At 35.8% G+C, this 18,997-nt stretch carries 19 protein-coding genes; 8 read left to right on the forward strand and 11 right to left on the reverse strand.

Features of this window, described 5'->3' with window-relative positions:
• The first annotated feature begins 17 nt into the window (after nt 1-17).
• Nucleotides 18-251 carry a nitrate/nitrite transporter NrtS gene (gene nrtS, locus ACN4EE_RS03745; RefSeq protein ID WP_431705059.1) on the forward strand — a complete coding sequence of 78 codons (234 nt, stop codon included), beginning with the start codon at nt 18-20 and terminating at the stop codon, nt 249-251.
• Between the two features lie 35 nt (nt 252-286).
• A complete protein-coding gene (locus ACN4EE_RS03750; RefSeq protein ID WP_431705060.1) occupies nt 287-412 on the forward strand; it encodes a hypothetical protein in 126 nt (41 codons plus the stop codon).
• A 60-nt stretch (nt 413-472) separates the two neighbouring features.
• Here the strand turns inward: ACN4EE_RS03750 and ACN4EE_RS03755 are convergent, their stop codons facing one another.
• The 6 genes from ACN4EE_RS03755 to ACN4EE_RS03780 form a co-directional block, all read right to left on the reverse strand.
• Nucleotides 473-1,291: a cytochrome c biogenesis CcdA family protein gene (locus ACN4EE_RS03755; protein ID WP_431705100.1), complete on the reverse strand. Its 819-nt coding sequence runs from the start codon at nt 1,289-1,291 to the stop codon at nt 473-475.
• Nucleotides 1,292-1,477: 186 nt separating this feature from the next.
• Nucleotides 1,478-2,041 carry a TlpA family protein disulfide reductase gene (locus tag ACN4EE_RS03760; RefSeq protein WP_431705061.1) on the reverse strand — a complete coding sequence of 188 codons (564 nt, stop codon included), beginning with the start codon at nt 2,039-2,041 and terminating at the stop codon, nt 1,478-1,480.
• Nucleotides 2,042-2,357: 316 nt separating this feature from the next.
• Entirely contained in the window at nt 2,358-2,972 is a 615-nt protein-coding gene (locus tag ACN4EE_RS03765; RefSeq protein WP_431705062.1) for a CP12 domain-containing protein, read from the reverse strand.
• Nucleotides 2,973-3,146: 174 nt separating this feature from the next.
• Complete coding sequence (locus ACN4EE_RS03770) at nt 3,147-3,407, reverse strand: hypothetical protein (protein ID WP_431705063.1); 261 nt, start codon at nt 3,405-3,407, stop codon at nt 3,147-3,149.
• A 113-nt stretch (nt 3,408-3,520) separates the two neighbouring features.
• On the reverse strand, nt 3,521-3,838 hold the full coding sequence (gene trxA, locus ACN4EE_RS03775; protein WP_431705064.1) for a thioredoxin: 318 nt from the start codon (nt 3,836-3,838) through the stop codon (nt 3,521-3,523).
• A gap of 26 nt (nt 3,839-3,864) precedes the next feature.
• The gene (locus tag ACN4EE_RS03780) at nt 3,865-4,428 is read right to left on the reverse strand and encodes an adenylate kinase (RefSeq protein ID WP_431705065.1); all 564 of its coding nucleotides are present in this window, start codon (nt 4,426-4,428) and stop codon (nt 3,865-3,867) included.
• Between the two features lie 57 nt (nt 4,429-4,485).
• Between ACN4EE_RS03780 and ACN4EE_RS03785 the strand changes: the two genes are divergently transcribed.
• Together ACN4EE_RS03785 and ACN4EE_RS03790 are read left to right on the forward strand one after the other, a co-directional pair.
• Complete coding sequence (locus tag ACN4EE_RS03785) at nt 4,486-4,827, forward strand: recombinase family protein (RefSeq protein ID WP_431705066.1); 342 nt, start codon at nt 4,486-4,488, stop codon at nt 4,825-4,827.
• 263 nt (nt 4,828-5,090) lie between these two features.
• Entirely contained in the window at nt 5,091-6,308 is a 1,218-nt protein-coding gene (locus ACN4EE_RS03790) for a CBS domain-containing protein (RefSeq protein WP_431705067.1), read from the forward strand.
• Nucleotides 6,309-6,603: 295 nt separating this feature from the next.
• On the opposite strand, the gene ACN4EE_RS03795 is transcribed toward ACN4EE_RS03790, so the two are convergent.
• On the reverse strand, nt 6,604-9,825 hold the full coding sequence (locus ACN4EE_RS03795; protein WP_431705068.1) for a cyclic nucleotide-binding domain-containing protein: 3,222 nt from the start codon (nt 9,823-9,825) through the stop codon (nt 6,604-6,606).
• Between the two features lie 106 nt (nt 9,826-9,931).
• A complete protein-coding gene (locus tag ACN4EE_RS03800) occupies nt 9,932-11,608 on the reverse strand; it encodes a 2Fe-2S iron-sulfur cluster-binding protein (protein ID WP_431705069.1) in 1,677 nt (558 codons plus the stop codon).
• 462 nt (nt 11,609-12,070) lie between these two features.
• Between ACN4EE_RS03800 and ACN4EE_RS03805 the strand changes: the two genes are divergently transcribed.
• Complete coding sequence (locus ACN4EE_RS03805) at nt 12,071-14,275, forward strand: peroxidase family protein (protein ID WP_431705070.1); 2,205 nt, start codon at nt 12,071-12,073, stop codon at nt 14,273-14,275.
• A 150-nt stretch (nt 14,276-14,425) separates the two neighbouring features.
• Here the strand turns inward: ACN4EE_RS03805 and ACN4EE_RS03810 are convergent, their stop codons facing one another.
• From ACN4EE_RS03810 to ACN4EE_RS03820, 3 genes are all read right to left on the reverse strand, one after another.
• Nucleotides 14,426-15,805 (reverse strand): aromatic ring-hydroxylating dioxygenase subunit alpha, encoded by a 1,380-nt coding sequence (locus ACN4EE_RS03810; RefSeq protein WP_431705101.1) that lies wholly within the window; start codon nt 15,803-15,805, stop codon nt 14,426-14,428.
• A gap of 79 nt (nt 15,806-15,884) precedes the next feature.
• Nucleotides 15,885-16,403: an adenine phosphoribosyltransferase gene (locus ACN4EE_RS03815; protein WP_431705071.1), complete on the reverse strand. Its 519-nt coding sequence runs from the start codon at nt 16,401-16,403 to the stop codon at nt 15,885-15,887.
• 133 nt (nt 16,404-16,536) lie between these two features.
• Nucleotides 16,537-16,794, reverse strand: coding sequence for a hypothetical protein (locus tag ACN4EE_RS03820; RefSeq protein ID WP_431705072.1), 258 nt, complete (start codon nt 16,792-16,794; stop codon nt 16,537-16,539).
• Nucleotides 16,795-16,979: 185 nt separating this feature from the next.
• Here ACN4EE_RS03820 and ACN4EE_RS03825 point away from each other — a divergent pair, with 185 nt between their 5' ends.
• From ACN4EE_RS03825 to ACN4EE_RS03835, 3 genes are all read left to right on the forward strand, one after another.
• On the forward strand, nt 16,980-17,813 hold the full coding sequence (locus tag ACN4EE_RS03825; protein ID WP_431705073.1) for a hypothetical protein: 834 nt from the start codon (nt 16,980-16,982) through the stop codon (nt 17,811-17,813).
• A gap of 217 nt (nt 17,814-18,030) precedes the next feature.
• Nucleotides 18,031-18,576, forward strand: coding sequence for a TIGR04376 family protein (locus ACN4EE_RS03830; protein WP_431705074.1), 546 nt, complete (start codon nt 18,031-18,033; stop codon nt 18,574-18,576).
• Nucleotides 18,577-18,592: 16 nt separating this feature from the next.
• Nucleotides 18,593-18,952: a hypothetical protein gene (locus ACN4EE_RS03835; protein ID WP_431705075.1), complete on the forward strand. Its 360-nt coding sequence runs from the start codon at nt 18,593-18,595 to the stop codon at nt 18,950-18,952.
• Nucleotides 18,953-18,997: the final 45 nt, after the last annotated feature.

Genomic DNA, 18,997 nt, shown 5'->3' on the forward strand with positions numbered 1-18,997 from the left:
TAAATAGGTTGTCAGGGATGAAATTAAAAGACTTTCTTTTGTGTGCAATCGATCGAGAATTAATGCCTAGGGCGTTGAAAGTATCCTTACTAGTAGGATCAATTTTATTTACTATTAACCATGGCTCAGTCTTACTGAAAGGGCAAATGACGAGAGAGCGTTGGATAGCAGGGCTTTTAACCTATATAGTACCCTACGGAGTCAGTCTTCATGGTCAATGTGTTAGCCGTAGTCACAATAAAATTTCTTAATAATTAGGGGTTGTTAAATAACTGCTATCAATATTTTGAAAAAGGCTCTAAGTACCGTAGGGCATACGGGAACTTTTGTCTTTAAGGCAATAAACGCTTGGGGAGAGGATGCCTCTATTTTGATTGGTAGCAATACCTGTCAGGGTAAGCAACCTCTATGAACCAAGAATCCCACGTACTTCAGTCGTGGGAGTGTCAACAAAAGACTTTTTTATCACACCTCAAAAAAACCATTTTGTACCAGTAAACAAATAGTAAGTACCCGTCATTAACAAAGCGACACTACCAAAGCGAATAATATCCTCAGAATAATTTAATAAATTACGACTCTGTTTTGCTAAACCTGTGAATAAACTAGCAAGGAAAATGAGCATCGTATAACCTAAAGCATAACTAACCATTGCCGAAGTAGCGACAACTTGAGAGCCTGTAGCCGCCGCCGCCGCTAACACTGCAAACAATACAGGACTGGCACAAGGAGAACTTACCAACGCAAAAGTCAAGCCCACTCCAAAAGGACCAGCTTTTGGTAAATTTAACTCCATTTGAGGTAGATTAATTTTGATTACTCCAATTAACCATAAACCCATGACAAACATAATTAAGCCTACTACTATATTTATATAACCTCGATATTCCACCATTACCGCCCCAGCAAAGGAGGAGACTAAACCGAATAAACTTAAAATTACTACCGAGCCTAAGACAAATAAACCAGCTTTTTTGAAAGCATCCCAACGAGATTTAATTTTTAAAGTACCGATATAGCTAAGATTAACTGGCAATAAAGCTAAAATACAAGGGGAAACACTAGCGATTAACCCACCGAGAAAGGCAAGAATAATTAAAATTAAGGGGTTTGTAGTGTCTTGTCGATCGAACCATTGTTGATAACTATTTTCTACCCAAGAGATTAATTTTTCGATGGGATGACTAATAACTGATCCTAGGGTAACTACCACAATTAGGGCAATGAAACCTAATGCAAGATAAAAAAAGAATTTCTTAGTATTGCGAGAGGGGGAAGACTTGATTTTCATCTTTCCATCCAGGGGTATTTTTTCAATTTGAGTCATGATGTGTAGAGATAAAGATTTCCTAAAATTAAAACGACGAGTAGGGTGGACAATGCCCACCATTAAATCTGTATAACTTGTATATTTTGTGATTGAAAAAGGTATTTATGAAATCGCTTTAGCAGATTTTAGCTATTAGCTTTGTCAATATTATTTTTGAGAAATGGCAGTATTTAAAACTGAAGTATAATCACTTAATTTATTATTATTACGGTGTTGAGTGAGAATATCCCCCGTTTTCGGATCAACAATAGTCACACTACCAGTTTGAGATTTATTTTCGTTAAAGAATTTCTCTAAACCTAATTGTTTTGCTCTAGCTTCCGATTGAGCCGCTTTAGCTTTATCGCTGACATCAAATACAACGAAATGAACTTTATCACCGTATTGTTGTTTTAACTGAGAAAGGGTAGGTGCAATATTTTTACAAGCAGGACACCAACTAGCATAAATATCTATAACGACAGGTTTTCCTTGTAATTCTTTAGCTAAAGGTCCACCTACATTTCTAGCAGATTTACCAGCACAAGGGTTTTTACCCGCGCAAGGATTGTTACTAGCACAGGGATTTTTACCAGCACAAGCATTAAGTTGAGAAATAGCAGTATTATTTTCCAAGGCAGAAACTTTTAAGTTATTAGCCACTAAAGAAACGGGAATAACAAGGCTAGTTAAACAAAGACTTAACCAAAATGATGCAGATTTCTTAAACACGATCGAATCTCCTGAGTTAATAATTTTTTTTCTTCTGTATCTATTAAAAAGGATCAACATGAGGAGAACATGAATTTAAGATAGAGATTAGATAAATTTTGTCACTTATCTTTATAACTGATGTTACGCAAAAATAGAATTAGTTGTTGATTGGAGATGTCAGGTTTCAGGTTTAAAAATCAAAAAAATTTAGACTCTTCTACAGTAGTTATGCCAAATTAATAGAAAATAACTACAACTCTTACCTATTACCTCTTCCCTTTTCCCTCTTCCCTCTTCCCTAGCTTCATCAAAAGACTTTTTCAGCAACACCTACTTAATCTTCATAGATTCGACACTCATCTGCGTCTGGATTGGCGTCACAATAAACCTGAAAAGAGCTTTTTTCCTGTTTTCTTTCTCGCTGATGTGAAGATTCTGCTTGTAACTCTTCAACAATATCCCATGCCGCAGCGCATTCGGGAGAGGTAGAGCCTTTCTCGCTACAAATAGCCCGTGCCTCTTCCCTAGCGACTTCTAAGCGTTCTTCAAGAAATAGCTCTTTCGGTTTTTCAACAAAATCTCCTTTGTGCATAATATCAGTAACAGAGACGATACCTAATAATTCTTCTCCCACCACAGGAGCACGGCGAATACGAGTAGTTGCAAAAAGACGAGCCACATATTCAACACCTAAATCTGGGGAGACAACAATACAAGGTTTCGTCATAATTTCGTAAACTCGCATTTTTTTTGGATCATGTCCATAAGCGGCAACCTTATAAACAATGTCGGTTTCACTAATAATACCATAAGGATCATCAGTATTACGACGTTCGACTATCAGGGATCTTAACCCTTTCTCTTTCATCAACTTAATCGCTTCAGCTACCGTAGCCGAACCACGAATGGTAATCACATTTGAGGTCATTATTTCTTTGGCTTTCATCATAGTTTTTGCTCCTGATATTTATTAAATTAAAATTATTTGGGGTTTGCTGAATAAATCTGAAGGCAACGAATAAAACTTGTTTCAATGCCCTATCCCATTGCCTATTCCCTTTTACAACCTAAATATACAATTAATTTTGCCTATTTATTTACTGACTTTTTCGTCACCTCTTATTTATTTGTTGATGATAGATAAGATAATAGATTGTTTGATTTTAGGGGCGAAAGCATTGGTTCCTGGGGCATAAGCCTCTACAACATTGCCATTGAGAAGACACATCACCATCAAATAGTCACAGTGCTCACATTCTGTTTGCATGACTTGACTTCCAGAACAAGAACGATACATGGCTTCGTCACTGGTAAAATAATAACGTTGGCTTTCACTACCGCAGTTAGGACATCGGACTGTTTGTTTTTTTTTCATCAATCTCATAAGACTTCCGGCAAAATTAAGTGAAAATTAGTTACTATTAAAATACATTTATTGTGTGATACCAAAGGCACTCCGCTTCGGCTGGTAAAGCATCCTTGTCTAACAAAAGACAACTAAAGATGTTTTTCCACTGCTTGAGTGAAAGTTTGATAGTCAGCTTTTCCGATTACCCGTTCAACCACTTCTCCGTCTTTAAAAAAGAGGACTGCGGGAATACTGCGAATTCCATATTTTTTGGCATTTTCCTTGTTGTTATCCACATCCATTTTGCAGATTTGAGCTTTACCAGCGTATTCATCTGCTAATTTGTCAATTAAAGGACTAATAAGGCGACATGGACCACACCAAGAGGCAGTATAATCAACTACCACTAAAGTCGATCGATTGACAATATCATTAAAATCACTGTCTTGAATATAAGAGGCTGTCATTTTTGCTTCCTGAATAATAAATAAATTTAAGCTAAAACCGAAAACTGTAAGGCAGAGTATAAGCTACTCGTAACCTCATTTATGCTTTGATTACCATTAACTGAGACTAAAAGTTTCTGTTTTTGGTAAAATTCAATTACGGGAATAATTTGCCGTTGGAAAAACTGAAGGTGATGAAGGATTACTCTTTCATTATCATCTTGACGACCTCTATTTAATAATCTTTGGATTACAACACTGGTATCTGTATTAAAATAGATTACTTGGGGATGAGGTTGATTTAAACTTGAAAGAATTTGGTCAAGACTTTGAGCTTGGGTGACAGTACGGGGACATCCCTCTAAAATCCAGCCCAGTTTAGTATCGGATTCCTGTAAACGCTTTCGCATTATTTCCATGATTAAATAATCTGGAACTAATTGTCCTGTTTCCACATAAGGTTGCACTTCTTTACCCAAATGGGTTTGAGCAACAATCGCTTTCCTTAAAAGCTCCCCCGTAGAAATATGCACAATTGGTCCTTGTTGAGCAAGAATTTTCCCTTGGGTACTTTTACCAGCTCCCGGAGGTCCGAGAAAAATTAAGGGCATTGTTAATTTTAATCTCCTGTTAAACTATTAGAGTAAATTAAATTAATTTTTATCGTTATGAGTGCTGAGAAAGTATCCTTGATTTGGGAAAGACTAGAACAAGGAAGAAGGGCAAAAGCCTCGGAAGGAGGCTATGCCGGCTATGGTTCTCCATCCTTCGGTCAAATGTCTGTTAACGGTGAGTTGATCGAAAACCCATCGGAACAAGAAATCATTGAACTGATTCGACGACATCACAAATCAGGAAAATCCTTACAGCAAATTGCTGATTGGCTCAATCTTCATGGCTATCGAACTAAACGGGGGTCTGAATGGCAACGGATTTCTGTCAAACGAGTTTTAGATAAACTTTATGGTAAAACTCCGAGAATATCCGGTGTTGGAACTCAAAGACCTTAGTTAGATCCACAAAAGTTTTTCATCTGGGGAAATAAATCTCCGTTCGTCCAACTTTCAGCTAGAATCAAAGTAGTCATCAACATCTCTGGTTAGAACCTGAGTATTTACATTAACCTAAAAAAAGCTATAGTCCAATTTAATAAAGGGATTCAAGATTTTTTTTGTTACATCCGTCTATTATACACCTTTTTCTCTGTTTAATGTCAAGTTATATTTTTATATTTCTTTTTTTGTAATATTTTTTTGTACAAAAGATGAGTAAAATGGTATCTAAAGACTTAGCTATCGCAGCCCCTTTATTAGAAGATGCGATCGATCGTTTTCCTCTCAGGGTGACTGGGGATACCTTACTCTCAGAAACTCTCATTTTAATGAGTCAAATTCAAAATCTAAGATGTTCTCTTCCTAATTTTCCCAAGGTCAGCTCAGATATTATTTCTTCCTCTAACATTTCTAACTGCGTCTTAATTATGAAAGAGCAAGAAATAGAGGGGATTTTTACCGAGCGAGATTTAGTACGCCTAATTGCTTTCAACTCAAATTTAGAGGGAATAATGATGAAAGAGGTGATGACTAAACCCGTTGTGACACTTCAGGAGGAAAATTTTCAGGACATTTTTGCCGTTTTATTTTTATTTCGCCGTTATAAAATTCGCCACTTACCAATTATTGGCGATCGAGGTCAATTAGTCGGAGTGGTTTCTCCTGAAAGTCTGAGGGCTTGTTTACGACCAAGTAACTTACTCAAATTACGGAGAGTATCGGAAGTAATAAATCCAGATGTTATACAGGGGCAGTTAACAGATAAAGTGATAGATTTAGCAAAACTCATGGCGGAAGCGAATGTGAGTTGTGTTGTGATTATGGAACAACAACCCCAAGAGTCTAGTTTGCCCGTTGGTATTATTACGGAAAGAGATCTGTTGCAGTTTAAAACCCTTGATCTTGATTTAAGCAAAATTACCGCCCAAGCAGTGATGAGTACTCCTTTATTTTTGCTTAGTCCAGAGGATTCCTTATGGACAGCTCATCAAGAGATGGAACGCAGACGGGTAAGACGCTTAGTTGTTTCTTGGAATTGGGGACTAGGACTTGGATTAGTCACTCAGACTAGCTTACTACGGGTGTTCGATCCAATGGAAATGTATGGAGTTATTGAAACTTTACAACATACTGTGGAAGAACTTAAAAATAATCGAATAGAAGATTCTCCTAAATTAATTAATGATTTAGAGCAAGATAAATTACAAGTAAGTTCATTAAATGAGAAAAATAACTCTAAAGCAAAAACCGCCGATACTTTTTCATCGGGGTATTTAGTTCAAGCACAGACAGAGTTAAATTCCAGATTTAATGGCTTGGAGAATAAACTGACTCTTCTTGGGAATGAATCAGGAATGAATACTATTGAAAGAAATAAATTAATTTCTTTAGCATTGGCAGATGTGAAAGAATTGAAGAAACTTCTGTATCATCGCTAGTGATAATGAAAGGGCGTTGAAAAAAATTTATCTTAACTAGGGTTTGCTGAATAACTCAGAAGACTAAGAAAATGAAGGCTTGGGGCATCCTTAAGTTAATAAAAAAGTGAGCAGTTTTCGCAATTTTTACTCAAAAAATAAGCATTTTTTACTAAATTTTATTTAAAACAACTTTGTAATCATGACTTAATACAAAGCCTCAAAACCTTGATTTTTGTCATTTGTTCACTCTTCCCTTTTCCCTTTTCCCTTTTCCCTCTCTTCATCAAAATACTTTTTCAGCAAACCCTACTTATTACTCATTCACCTTGCTAGTAAGATTTCTAACTCGATCGGACAAAATGGTAATTAGATTTCTCAATAGTTGCTGACTGTCTCGAAGGACATTTTCAAAGTCTTGGGCTTGAATAACTAATAATTTGGCATCAGGAGAAGCACTGATTACCCAAGCTGAACGTTTTTGCTTTGTGATAACCCCCATTTCTCCAATGGTTTCCCCAGCTTTGATTTCTGAGACTTTGATTAGTTTCTCTGTGTCTTCGGTATCCGTAATCATCACATCTGCACTTCCTTCTAAGAGGAGGAAAATGGCATCAGAAAGGGTGTCTTGTTGACAGATGATTTCCCCTTGAGGATAGTTATGAATATGGCTACTATGGGCTAATTCCACAAGGTTGTTAATCTCGATCGAGCTAAAGAAGGAGTTATCCCACAAAAGTAACAGTTTATCAAGGGTAGTAACGTCTGTTGTTTGAGAGACAGAAGAGAGATTTTGCCAGTTAATTTCCAAATATAAGTCATTGAATAAGCCAAAGAAGACTTTTTCTCCCTGATTCAGTGGATAACGGGTATCTTTGATGGTTTTACCATTGATAGTTAAGCCCACTGCCGTACCCAATTCGATAATATTAACCTCATCTTCCCCTAAATAAAGTAAGGCGTGTTGAGGAGAAATACCCATGCCGTCGATGACTAAATCATTAATCGAACTGCTACCGATACGAATTAAGGGTTGAGTAAAGGTAAATTCTTCGACTTTTCCACCTGAATGGAGTTTTACTTTAATGTAATTATCTATTGCTTCTGGGTTGCTTTGATTGTTTGCAGGAGTCAGAATCTGAGTAACTACTTCTGTGAGTAACCAATCTTCTGTGACTAGGTTATCTTTGAGGGAAAGTGCGATCGCCTCTGCTTCTTTTGGTACAATGTGCTTAATTGCCATTAAACTGGCTGCCCGTATTAAGGGATCAAAATCTGTGATTAAATCTCGAAGGGAGTCAAGAAGGAAGTTTTTGGTATCTTCGTCATTGGTATCGAGAAATAATCCAGTGGGTAATTCCGACATTGGTGAAGGATCATCGGCGGGATTATGGGATAATGAAGCCCAGACACTAGAACTATACCGACTTTGCCAGTCAATTTCCTTACTAGAATCCTCAAACATTTTTAATATGGTATCGGAGGCTAAGGAATTGGTATTTTTAGCGATTTTTAAGGCATTGGGATTATCACCTAAAATTTCGATAATGCTAAGAAGTTTCTTGACGATTAACTCTTGCTTATTCAAAATAGTCACTTGACGTACAAAGGCAATAATTTTTAATTGAGTGGCATTAAAATAGGCATCAAAAATTTCTTGTTGTGCAATCAAGTTACTTAACTGATTTAAGAGATTTTCCGCCGTGTGTAAAATGGCACTATCACCACTAAACATCTGCTCAAGAATCTGATTTTCTTCTTTATCAGTGATACCATATTCTAAACGCAGGGATTGAATTTGTTGATTTTTCTGGTTTAAAATTTCCTGCAAGGGTAAACCCTTTTCAATACAATCTAAGAGTTGAATTTCTAAGGCTTCTCGATAGCTTTCTAGGCGAATCAAATTTTCTCGACTTCTCAGCACTGTAGGATCTAAGAGTTGAGGGTTTTCGATACCTAATTCTGTTAAAATGTTGTAGTGTTCTTCGTCTTTGATACCTAAGCCGAAACGCACTTGTCTCAACATCTCTAAACTATCAGAGGAACTCACTTTTCCTTCTTCTAAAGATTCTTTCAGTAAGCCTTTATAGACTTGTAAGCCTTGATCTTTACTGAAATTTGGTAGTACTTTCGCTAATACATAAACCTCATCGGTGTTTAAGTCTTCGAGGGTGCGATCGCCCAAAAATTTCGAGAAATCGATGGTAAGTTTACTTAATTGACGGCGTAAACCAGTAGCTAGGGATTCTTTAGAATATTCTTCAGGAGTACGTTTGATGGTGACATAAACCCATAAAGCACTAACAAACACCACAATCCCATTAAAGATTAATTGTAAGGACATGGGCAGTAAACGCAACTGAGGACGACCACCAAACATGAAGAAAACGTTAAAACCGACGAAGGTGGCGAGGGTGAAAATAACGTGTAAAACCTGTTGACGGCTTTGGGGTTGTTTAATGCGAATGCGATAGGCTTTATAAACTTTTTCGATTTGGTTAATGATCACATAACTAGCAATGCCGAAAATAGCCAGTGTCAAAGGCACAGCAATTAATTTGGGAATGGGGATAACTTGACCGAAAATATAAAAACCAGGATCGAAAATCTTTTGTACTTGATCGGGTTCACGAGTCCAAGCTCCTGAATAGTAATATTTCCAGTTTCCTGCGTACAGTAGATAGTAATAGTAAAAGCCTACCATTAAGCCAATATAGGAATATTGAATCATTTTTCTGCCCGGTCGATCGATTTCCTCCCAGTAAGTTTTCTCGATGTCAATATCTAAACAAGGGCTATTACAACTAACACAGGCGCTTTTTTCTTTACCGTCTTTATCCACCGTGCGACACATGGATTGAGTAATAGTCTGTTTTCTATCAATATGGGCTTTACTTCCCACCAATGCCCTCGGTCCATTGTAAAACATCTGTACAGGTGCCATGGGACAAAAATAGTGACACCAACTTTTGCCAGAGTATAAATAACCCACTAAAATAGCTGAGGCAATGGTAAACAGCAGAAATGAACCTAAAAAAAGGCGATCGGAGTTGACGAATAAAATCCGCATACATAAACCTGCGTAAAATAAGGCTAATTGAAAATAAAGGGAATTTTTTTGTAACCAAGAATTTTCTTTTACCTTTGCCAACTGATAACTAATCGCGCCCGTGCGAGGATTGACGGTTTTTTGTTTTCTTTGAATCCCCAAAGCGCGGGGAATCTGAGAGAGGAAAGAAAGAGGACAAACTCTTCTCCAAGTTTCATGCCCTAATACCAATAAAACAATAATCGCTACAGGTACGATCGTTGCCCAAAATAATCGCGCGCCCATAGGTTGAGGGAGATTCGGTAAACATTCCCCTTGTACTTCCACACAATCCCTAGGATTAATACTCCAAGGACTCCAGGGGTGTCCTGGTTCTGTTAAACTAGCGGAAAAAGGATCCCAAAAAAAGGATAAAATCAGCACAAACCAACCGATGGTAAGAAGCCATCTTACGGTGTGCATTGTTTTTTCTGATGTCTGATTAAACATTTTTTTTCTCTATTAAAAATCTGAGTAAATCCCTTATTAGAGGTTAGGAGACGCTAATTTTTAGCTTTAATTAAATAATTCTTAATTCTTAATTCTTAATTCTTCCTTATCCATGATCGGCTTCATCCACCACTACCCTACCTTTGGGAATGGCAATGCAACTGAGAATGTAACCTTCTTCTTTGTCCATGTCGTTCAAAGCATCGGGATCACCATCATACTCAATGTCTCCCTCTAGCTTTTTAATCCGACAACTGCCACAGCTACCAGAACGACAACTATAGTCAATTTCGATCGCCTCTTGTTCAGCTAAATCGAGAATCGTTATACCATTGTCACCATGAACCTCTTTGCCAGTACTTTGAAAAATCACAATGGATTTAAGGACCGAATCCAGGGAAGATGTCACAGGGGGAGGAGAAACCTCTTTTTTTGGAGGTGTCACAGATTGAACCGTACGGGAAGACTTAGAAGAAACGGGTTCAGACTTAATGTCTTTTTCCTTGTTACTAGGTTTCTTTGCACCGCCAAAACTTTCCTCATAGTAATTTTCCATGGGGAAACCATCATCAGCTAAAATCTGCTTAATCCCCTTCATGAAAGGATCAGGTCCACAAACATAAACCGTTCTTTCTCGATAATCAGGGGCGATATTTGCCAACATTCCGATACTAATACGCCCTTGATAGCCACCCCAAGCCATACCCGGTTCATTTCTGGTGATGGTATAAGCTAGACGGAAATTTTTTTGCCTTGCTGACATCATGTCTAACTCCCCACGATAGATAATATCTTTAGGAGTTTTGGCACTATGAACAAAAACAATATCTAAATCCGCCACCGTATCAAAAGCCCATCGAGACATAGACATCATGGGAGTTATACCACTTCCCGCAGAAATCAACAACAATTTTCGGGCGGGATTAGCAAAGTAAGTAAATTTACCTACTGGATTACTTAGTAGAATCTCATCATTTACCCTTAAATTATCGTGTAACCAGTTGGACACTAACCCCTGTGGTGCATCTGGTTGATCCGCAGGAGGAGGAACTCGTTTGACAGTTATTTCTAAACAGTTAGGACGAGAAGGGGTAGAAGATATACTATAAGAACGTTTGACCTTTTTCTCATTAATATTGAGATTGAGAGTAACAAATTGTCCGGGGTTGTACATATCAAATAACACAGGAGTTTTCCCCACAAAGCGGAAGGTTTTGACATCCTTTGTTTCATCGATAATTTGAGTACATTTAACCGTTAAGTCTCCCTTTTGCCAATGAGTCATTTGTTCGGGAGTAATAAACGCTAAAGGCATATATTCTCTGGGATCAGAGCTTTGGTTTTGAGCCTTAGAAACAGTTTTATTTTCTTGAGGCGAGATTGCCTGATTACTGCCGTTAACATTATTTATATTAGCAGTAGAGAAACCTTCCTCCTCCTTAGAAGGTTGTGGTTTAACTGTGTTCACCACTTCCACTGTAATGAGAAAATCCACTATTTTGAGTATATCTCTGGTTTTGAGAGGAATTTTTTGATTGACATTAAGCCTCTCATTATTGACAAAAGAACCCTCTCGACTGGCTAAATCCGTATAAAAGTAATTTCCCTGTTGATAAGAGATACTTCCGTGCAGACGACTAACCTTAATACTGGGAAGGTTGATTTCACAACGAGAAGAACGTCCGAGAAACCACTCTTGACATTGACTACTATCCGTTAAATCTAAATCAATAGTTTGAGAATTAGTCGGAGTTTCTATGTCAATAATTTTCAGTTTTAACATATTACTTGTTAGCTTTATTTCTATTAAGTAAAAAAAGGTTTATTGTTATTATTTGGTATGCCTATAAAAACACATTGAACAAATATAATTCTAATACCTTAAGAGTGATTGTCTCCAATAAAATCATGGTTATAGGTTTAAATCATAGCTGATCAAACTACCTTTAAGTTAAGTATATTTATATTTTCTAAATAAGATCAAGTATTTTTTTTGTAGCCTGAAATCAATATATTTTTTCTCAAAATCTATTGATTTTATTAGCTTTTGAGACGATAACTTATGAAAGTTAATCATATAGTGATAATTTTTTATTTGTAGCAAATTTATCTATATTTTCTTAATTGTTAAGATTTAATTCGTAAATATTAATTTTTGTAAAAATGTGATTTATTTTCTAAAAAATAGCTATTGTAGGAGAAACAAGTTAAAAGAATCTAGTCACAAATAAAAACATTAAATTTTATGGCTTTACCTGATTTAACGAATAAAGAAATATTCTTAAGAACCTTTGATGGTGCTTGGAATAATTTAGAGACTCCAGAGGCAGGATATGTCCCCTATGACTTCAATCTTCCCCCCGCCAATCAAGGGGTAGTCACTCTCAGGGTTACAAACAATACAATTACGGACTTAACTCAATTTCCCACGGATATTAATGACTTTGATAACACCTATGAAGATGGTTTTAACGCCATTCATGCCACTAATGTGGACGGGAATCCCCTACCAAGTCCGAGAGTGATTAGTAATATTGTTTCAGCTCAAGATGAAGTAGTACCGAGTCCCAATGGTGCAAGTTCAATGGTGGTTCACTGGGGGCAAGTTTTAGCCTTAGACACTGCTTTAACCCGTGATGGCACGATACCCATTCCCATTCCCGTACCTGAAGATGATCCCGTTTTTACATCAGATATACCCGTGGGCAGACACATTGGCACGGGGGTTGATGAAAATGGTAATTTTGTCCCTCCCAGTCCTGATAGCCCTTTGTTACACTTAACCAGTGTCAATCCTTTTTTGGATCTTCATCCTCTCTATGGGTATAACGAAGCAAGAGCAAATTTATTGCGTACTAATGGAGGCTCCGGGGCAAAACTGTTAACTCAAACCATTGATTCTTTAGGAGAGTTTTTGCCTTTTAATAGTGACGGTAAGCCTGATTTAGCTAATGGTGGTGCTTTCCCTCAAGAAACTCTTTTCTATGGTGGAGATTCACGAGTTAATGAAAATCAAGGGGTGGCGGCGATTATCAATCTTTTTACTCGAAATCATAATCTTTGGGTCGATCGAATTTCAGCAACACCTAATTTGAATCGGGAAATTGCTAATTTTAATACCACTACGGGGTTAAATTTAAGTCGAGCGGAGTATGTTTATCAAAAAGCCAGAGCCATTAATATCGCTCAATATCAAGCCATTACTTTGAATGAGTTTTTCCCAGTGTTACTTGGTGGAGAAGGACTAGGTAATTATACGGGATATAGTGCGGAGGTAAATCCAGCGACTTTTGCCGAAAGCAATGCCAATGCTTTTCGTTTAGGACATACTCAAATTCGTGATACCTTCCCTCTGGTTGATCCTGATGGTAATTTACTCGAAGAAAGAGATTTAAGAGGCGGTTTTTTTGATACCAGTATCAATACTGATTTTGGTATTGAGGCTTTATTAAGAGGTGCTTCGGAACAGAGTGCGCAAAGAACAGACACTCTCATCAGTGATTCTGTGCGTAATTTCTTGTTTGGCGGTGGTGCAGGAAGAGATTTACCAGCGATTAACATTCAACGTTCCCGTGACTATGGTATTAGTTCGATTAATGAGATCAGAAGTCGTTTAGGTTTACCTGAATATAATAGCCTCAATGAGTTAACAGGAGGTAATACAGAGTTAAATCAAAAACTAATTCAGGCTTATGGTAGCGAAAATAATGCTCTCAATGGTGATTTTTGGATTATTGGTTTAGCTGAACCTGAAGCGGAAGTGGATGGAATGTTAGGAGAAACTAATGCTATTTTTGTTAAACAACAATTTAATAACTATCGTTTGGGCGATCGTTTCTGGTTTGAGAATCCAGATAATCCCTATATTGAGTCTGGGATGTTAAGTGAGGAGTTTTTACAAGAAGTTACCAATGTTACCTTAGCGGATATTTTGAATGAAAATGCTGCGGATGGTTTAGCTGGGGGAGTTGATTCTAATTTATTCTTAATAGGAGAACAACCTGTATTAGACGATCCTTTTACCCGTTTTCAAAACTCTGCCCAACCCGGTACATATTTATTCGCTGATGAGACAGAAAGTCAAAGTGTCAGAGATAATTTTTCTCCTCCATTTGTAGAAGAAGGTGAAGCATTTAAGGTTTCGATCGAACCTAACGATGAGTTAGTAAAGTTTAATCGCTTTCAAAACTCTCTCGTACCGGGGACATATTTATACGCCGATGAAGCAGAAAGTGTCAGTATTCGTCAAAACTTCCCTCAATTTGAAGAAGAAGGTACTGCTTTTTATGCTTATGGTGCAGATGCAAACAAAGGACAAGATTTCTACCGTTTTCAAAACACTCAATTACCCGGTACTTATATTTTTGTAGGGGAGGAAGAACGTCAAAGTATTTTAGCGAATTTTCCTCAGTTTGTAGAAGAAGGTATCGCTTTTGAGGCAATGGTTTAAGTCGGATTTGCTCAAAAAGTCGATCGATTAGGATGTTAGGTATTAGGTTAAATTTTAACAAAATTATGAGATAAATTCATTAATTAAAAGTTAGATAACTATAAAAAATTAAGTAAGTTTTGATAATCCAACATCTTCATTATTTTATCCCTAATTATATTTATTTCGAGGTGCGATCGACTGTCCTTCATAAAATTTTTTCTCTAGTTTTCCTAAGTATAAATATAGCAATAAGTTAATGATACTTACTGAAGAAGATACGATCGAAACGAAAGAAGGTAAACTGTTAGTATAGAGAGTAATTATAGGAGTGATTGACCATAAAATAGCGGTAATAATAATTAAAATCCAACGAATATTTTTGATAGTTTTTAAGGCTTGACGACAACTAGCACATTTTTCCGTATGGGAATAATATCTTTCTAATAAAACGTCATGGTTAGGAGTATCAGGAAAAGATTGATTAGGGAATAATTCACCACTATATTTATTAACCCATTTCCTTAATTCACTGACAAATAAATCAGCTTTAGTAGGTAAATAATAGGCTTGGGCAAACTTTTCGCTACCGCCTAATTCTGCTAAAAATCTTTCTTGATAATGTAGAAAAATTTGATCATCTTCAAGGATAGCATTTTGATTAATATGGGAATACCAACGGGGAGTTATTTTGATAAAAAATTGCGGTATTTTAGATGAAAATTGAAAAGGAAATAAGGCAAATAATCGACATTTTCCCTTACTAATAGGCGTGGCATAAACTACTGTCATTGTCCGGCCAAATTGTTTTGATGTCAAGTCATGCCACATTAAATTTGGGGCAATAAAAGTTGTATATTGTGTACCTAATTTACCCTTTCTTGGACCTTCTTCCCATACCCCTTTAAAACCCTGTTTATCGGCACTAATAACCTCTAATTCTACAGGAGAAACGTTCGATCGATTTCCCACTGAACCATGATGAGTATAGGGAATATGACTAGAATCTAGCACATTTTCTAATAAAGTTAAAGCATCATAGGGAATATCCCTAAAAGTGTTTAATATAACCCAATTATCTTCATTTTTTGCTAAAGGTTCGATAACAGGTAAAGGAGTTAAAAAAGCATTGTCTGGATTTCCAGCATAAGCAAACAATAAACCATGTTTAACCTGACAAGCATAGGATTTAACACAACTACGGGGAGATTTTTCTCCATTATTTCCTATTACTTGTTGAGGAATTAATTGACAGTTTCCATCACTAGAAAAAGTCCAACCATGATAAGGGCATTCTAATACACCATCTTCATTAATTCTACCCTCACTTAAAGGAGCTAATCTATGGGGACATTTATCTGCAAAAACACACCATTTTTCTTGAAATTTATCCCACCAAATGACCAATTTTTCTTCTAATAAAGTAAAAGAATTAGGTCTATTTTTATCTAAATCTTCCACAAAAAAAAGAGGATACCAAACCTCTTTATAATCAAATTTATTTTCATCTATTCCGCCAATGGGCAGTAATTTTTCGTTATTTATATTCATCATTAAGAATTAAGAATTGAGAATTAAGAATTAAGAATTAAGAATTAACAATTAACAACTATTCACTATTCACTATTCACTAATACTTGACTAACGTAACCATTGGCACATCAGGTAATTTATCACGCCCTTGTAAGGCTTCTAATTCAACAATAAAACCACAGGCAACAATATTACAACCAATTTTTGTTAACAAATCGGCAGTAGCTTTAGCAGTGCCTCCCGTAGCGATAACGTCATCGACTATCATGACTTTGGCATCGGGAATTAAAGCGTCTTGATGAATTTCTAATATATCAGTACCATATTCTAAATCATACTCGATCGAGTGGACTTTGGCGGGTAATTTGCCCTTTTTACGCACAGGCACAAATCCTGCATCGAGATGATAAGCTAAAGCAGGAGCAAAAATAAATCCCCTAGATTCAATCCCTACAATATAGTCTGGTAATATATCGAGTTTTTCTGTTTGTACGGCTAAACTATCGATGACATATTTTAAGCCTTGGGGATTGCGTAATAAAGTGGTTATATCTCGGAAAATAATACCGGGTTGGGGGAAATCGGGTATATCTCGAATAAGTGCTTTTAAATCCATAATAGTTAATGATAAGTGAGGGCAAATTCAATAGACTTCTTCAGAAATTATAATTTTATCACCGTAGAACAGGCATCTTCCCTGTATTTTTGGAAATATCTAATATAATAACATTCTTAAGCTAAGAAGCATTTTAGATAGAATCTCGATCGACACTACCAAAAAAGACAGGTTCAACTCTTATACAAACAATATTAGCAGGTCTTACAACCATATATTCACCTTGAATATTTTTAATCGGTACATTGATAAAATCTTTAGAGTCAGCTTTGGGTATTAACTCGTTACTATACCACTTTTGAAACTCTTGTATCGTGGGAAAACGCACTTCTTCTTTATGCCCGTTACTAATTAATATGTGTACTGTATATTCATCTGGTTTTCTTGCCATGAAAGATAATCCCTACAATTAATTTAATATCTAGTCATTATTTTTGCATAAAATATCATTCTCCAAACAATTTTCCATCTTATTCTGCGAAACAAGATAACATTAGGAAATTAGATCGATCGAAATATAAAATTTATCATTTTTAATTAGTCTTATATTAACTTTCTGAGGGAGTCGAAATACTTATGAACAATCTTAAACCAAAAATAGGCTTAAAAAATAATCTCGATAAATTATTATTCGTCAGTGCTACGATTTATCTGATGTCGGTATTAGCATGGTTTTGGAAACAGCATCCGCAAACAACTTCTTCTTTTCCCGTTATTAAGGATAATCCACAATCTGAAAATAATGATACATCACCTTTAAATCAAGAAAATATACCATTGACTGATAATCCAATTAATTTATTACCCGTTAATAATAACACTACACCATCTCAGACTTTAATCCCCCCTATACCTTTACCGTCTTTGCCTTCTGGTATATCTTCCGATAATTTAGCGATTCCGCCCTTACCTAATAGTCAAGTTTCCCTTAATCCTCCCGAAGTTTCTCTTTTACCCATTCCTCAACCTCCCCAACCAACGTTACCTCCTCCTCCGCCTTTACCTGTCATTAATAACAATCCAGTTAATTCTTCTCCTTCCTCTGCTTCTCCTTCCAAAATTCCTCCTCCTCCCCCACCGCAAAAACTCACCAAAGTGCCTGTTATTTCTTCTCCCAATAATAATTCTATTTCACTGCCTAATAATCAAAATAATAACACTATCTCGATCGTACCTTCACCCCCCGAAACCGCCTCAGAAACTAATTATAATTACACTTTACAGGGAGTGGTAGAATTGGGAAATACTAATAGTATCGCCTTATTTAAGGTTAATAATATAACAGAAAAGGTTTCGATCGGTGCTGAAATTGGTACAACGGGATGGGTGTTAATGGGAATCCATGATAGACAAGCGGTAATTAGTCGCAATAATGAATCTGTTTATCTGAGAGTAGGAGAAACGTTTTAATAGTGAATAATGAATAATGAATAATGAATAATGAATAATATTAATCCCTTGAAAAATTTAAAGTTCAATTTATTGAATGTTACTCTATTAGACGTCAGATTGCTTCATGCCTCGCAACGCTGCGCGATTTATTACACGGCGTGTTATTGATTAACACCTTTCATTTTTAATTCTTAATTCTTAATTCTTAATTCTTAATTCTTAATTCTTAAAATATATGAACTTTTTTGAAGATTTTACCAAGTTTTTAGAGTCTCGTTTAGATGAATTTTTACAAAGTAATCCTCAGTTAAATTTAACTATTCTTGCTCAAGAATTAAAACAACAAAAAAGCGATACCATTAAATTAATTTTTCAAGGAGAATCTGACTTAAAAAAAATTGAAAATGATATATTAAATCTCGGTAAAGAAATTCAAACATGGCATAATCGCATTGAAAAAGCACAACAGGCAGGAAGGTTAGATTTAGCTCAAGAAGCACAAGATAGAGAAAATTCTTTGTTAACTCAAGGGGCTTTTCTGTGGCGACAAATGGAAGAAATTAAACAAAAAATTGCTGTAAATAAAGAATTGTTAAGTTCGATCGAAACTAAAGAAAAAGAAGTTAATCTAAAAATAGATCAATTAAAAGCTAGTCAAAATTATAATAATACTTATCAAGCCCCATCATGGAATAAAAGTAATTATAATGATGATTTAGAAAGTAAATTTCAACAGTGGGAAATTGATCAACAATTACAAGAATTGAAGAAAAATCTTTAAATAAAATCAACAAAATATGAAATATTTATCTTTAATATTAGGGGTATTTTTATCATTAAATTATCCTACTTTAGTCAAAGCTCAAATTTTACCTCCTGCTCAAGAAATAGGTAATTTATTTGGTAATTATATGTGCCAATCTTTGGTTAAAACAGGTTCGATCGATGATGATAAAATTATGGAAGAATTTGTCACTAATTTAATCAATAAATACGGAGAAGAAAATACCGTTAAATTAATGGATACTTTACAAGGAGTTTTTAAAAAAGAGAAATTAGGAGACGATCGATATGGTTTAGAATTAATGAGAGGTGCATTAAATCAGATCATCAATAATGATAGTTGTTTTCCTGTTTTTATTAATGACATTTTTTAATATAAATTTGGGAAGAATGATCGCAACAAATCCAGTAAAATGAAA

The sequence above is a fragment of the Geminocystis sp. CENA526 genome (assembly GCF_050753365.1).
Classification (GTDB): domain Bacteria; phylum Cyanobacteriota; class Cyanobacteriia; order Cyanobacteriales; family Cyanobacteriaceae; genus Geminocystis.

Excerpts from the sequence above, each read along its gene's own strand:
- nrtS (WP_431705059.1), top strand. The coding sequence starts at position 18 with ATGAAATTAAAAGACTTTCTTTTGTGTGCAATCGATCGAGAATTAATG.
- ACN4EE_RS03765 (WP_431705062.1), bottom strand. The coding sequence starts at position 2,972 with ATGATGAAAGCCAAAGAAATAATGACCTCAAATGTGATTACCATTCGT.
- trxA (WP_431705064.1), bottom strand. The coding sequence starts at position 3,838 with ATGACAGCCTCTTATATTCAAGACAGTGATTTTAATGATATTGTCAAT.
- ACN4EE_RS03790 (WP_431705067.1), top strand. The coding sequence starts at position 5,091 with ATGGTATCTAAAGACTTAGCTATCGCAGCCCCTTTATTAGAAGATGCG.
- ACN4EE_RS03800 (WP_431705069.1), bottom strand. The coding sequence starts at position 11,608 with ATGTTAAAACTGAAAATTATTGACATAGAAACTCCGACTAATTCTCAA.
- ACN4EE_RS03815 (WP_431705071.1), bottom strand. The coding sequence starts at position 16,403 with ATGGATTTAAAAGCACTTATTCGAGATATACCCGATTTCCCCCAACCC.
- ACN4EE_RS03830 (WP_431705074.1), top strand. The coding sequence starts at position 18,031 with ATGAACTTTTTTGAAGATTTTACCAAGTTTTTAGAGTCTCGTTTAGAT.
- ACN4EE_RS03795 (WP_431705068.1), bottom strand. The coding sequence starts at position 9,825 with ATGTTTAATCAGACATCAGAAAAAACAATGCACACCGTAAGATGGCTT.
- ACN4EE_RS03835 (WP_431705075.1), top strand. The coding sequence starts at position 18,593 with ATGAAATATTTATCTTTAATATTAGGGGTATTTTTATCATTAAATTAT.
- ACN4EE_RS03820 (WP_431705072.1), bottom strand. The coding sequence starts at position 16,794 with ATGGCAAGAAAACCAGATGAATATACAGTACACATATTAATTAGTAAC.
- ACN4EE_RS03755 (WP_431705100.1), bottom strand. The coding sequence starts at position 1,291 with ATGAAAATCAAGTCTTCCCCCTCTCGCAATACTAAGAAATTCTTTTTT.
- ACN4EE_RS03785 (WP_431705066.1), top strand. The coding sequence starts at position 4,486 with ATGAGTGCTGAGAAAGTATCCTTGATTTGGGAAAGACTAGAACAAGGA.
- ACN4EE_RS03810 (WP_431705101.1), bottom strand. The coding sequence starts at position 15,805 with ATGAATATAAATAACGAAAAATTACTGCCCATTGGCGGAATAGATGAA.
- ACN4EE_RS03825 (WP_431705073.1), top strand. The coding sequence starts at position 16,980 with ATGAACAATCTTAAACCAAAAATAGGCTTAAAAAATAATCTCGATAAA.
- ACN4EE_RS03805 (WP_431705070.1), top strand. The coding sequence starts at position 12,071 with ATGGCTTTACCTGATTTAACGAATAAAGAAATATTCTTAAGAACCTTT.
- ACN4EE_RS03780 (WP_431705065.1), bottom strand. The coding sequence starts at position 4,428 with ATGCCCTTAATTTTTCTCGGACCTCCGGGAGCTGGTAAAAGTACCCAA.
- ACN4EE_RS03770 (WP_431705063.1), bottom strand. The coding sequence starts at position 3,407 with ATGAGATTGATGAAAAAAAAACAAACAGTCCGATGTCCTAACTGCGGT.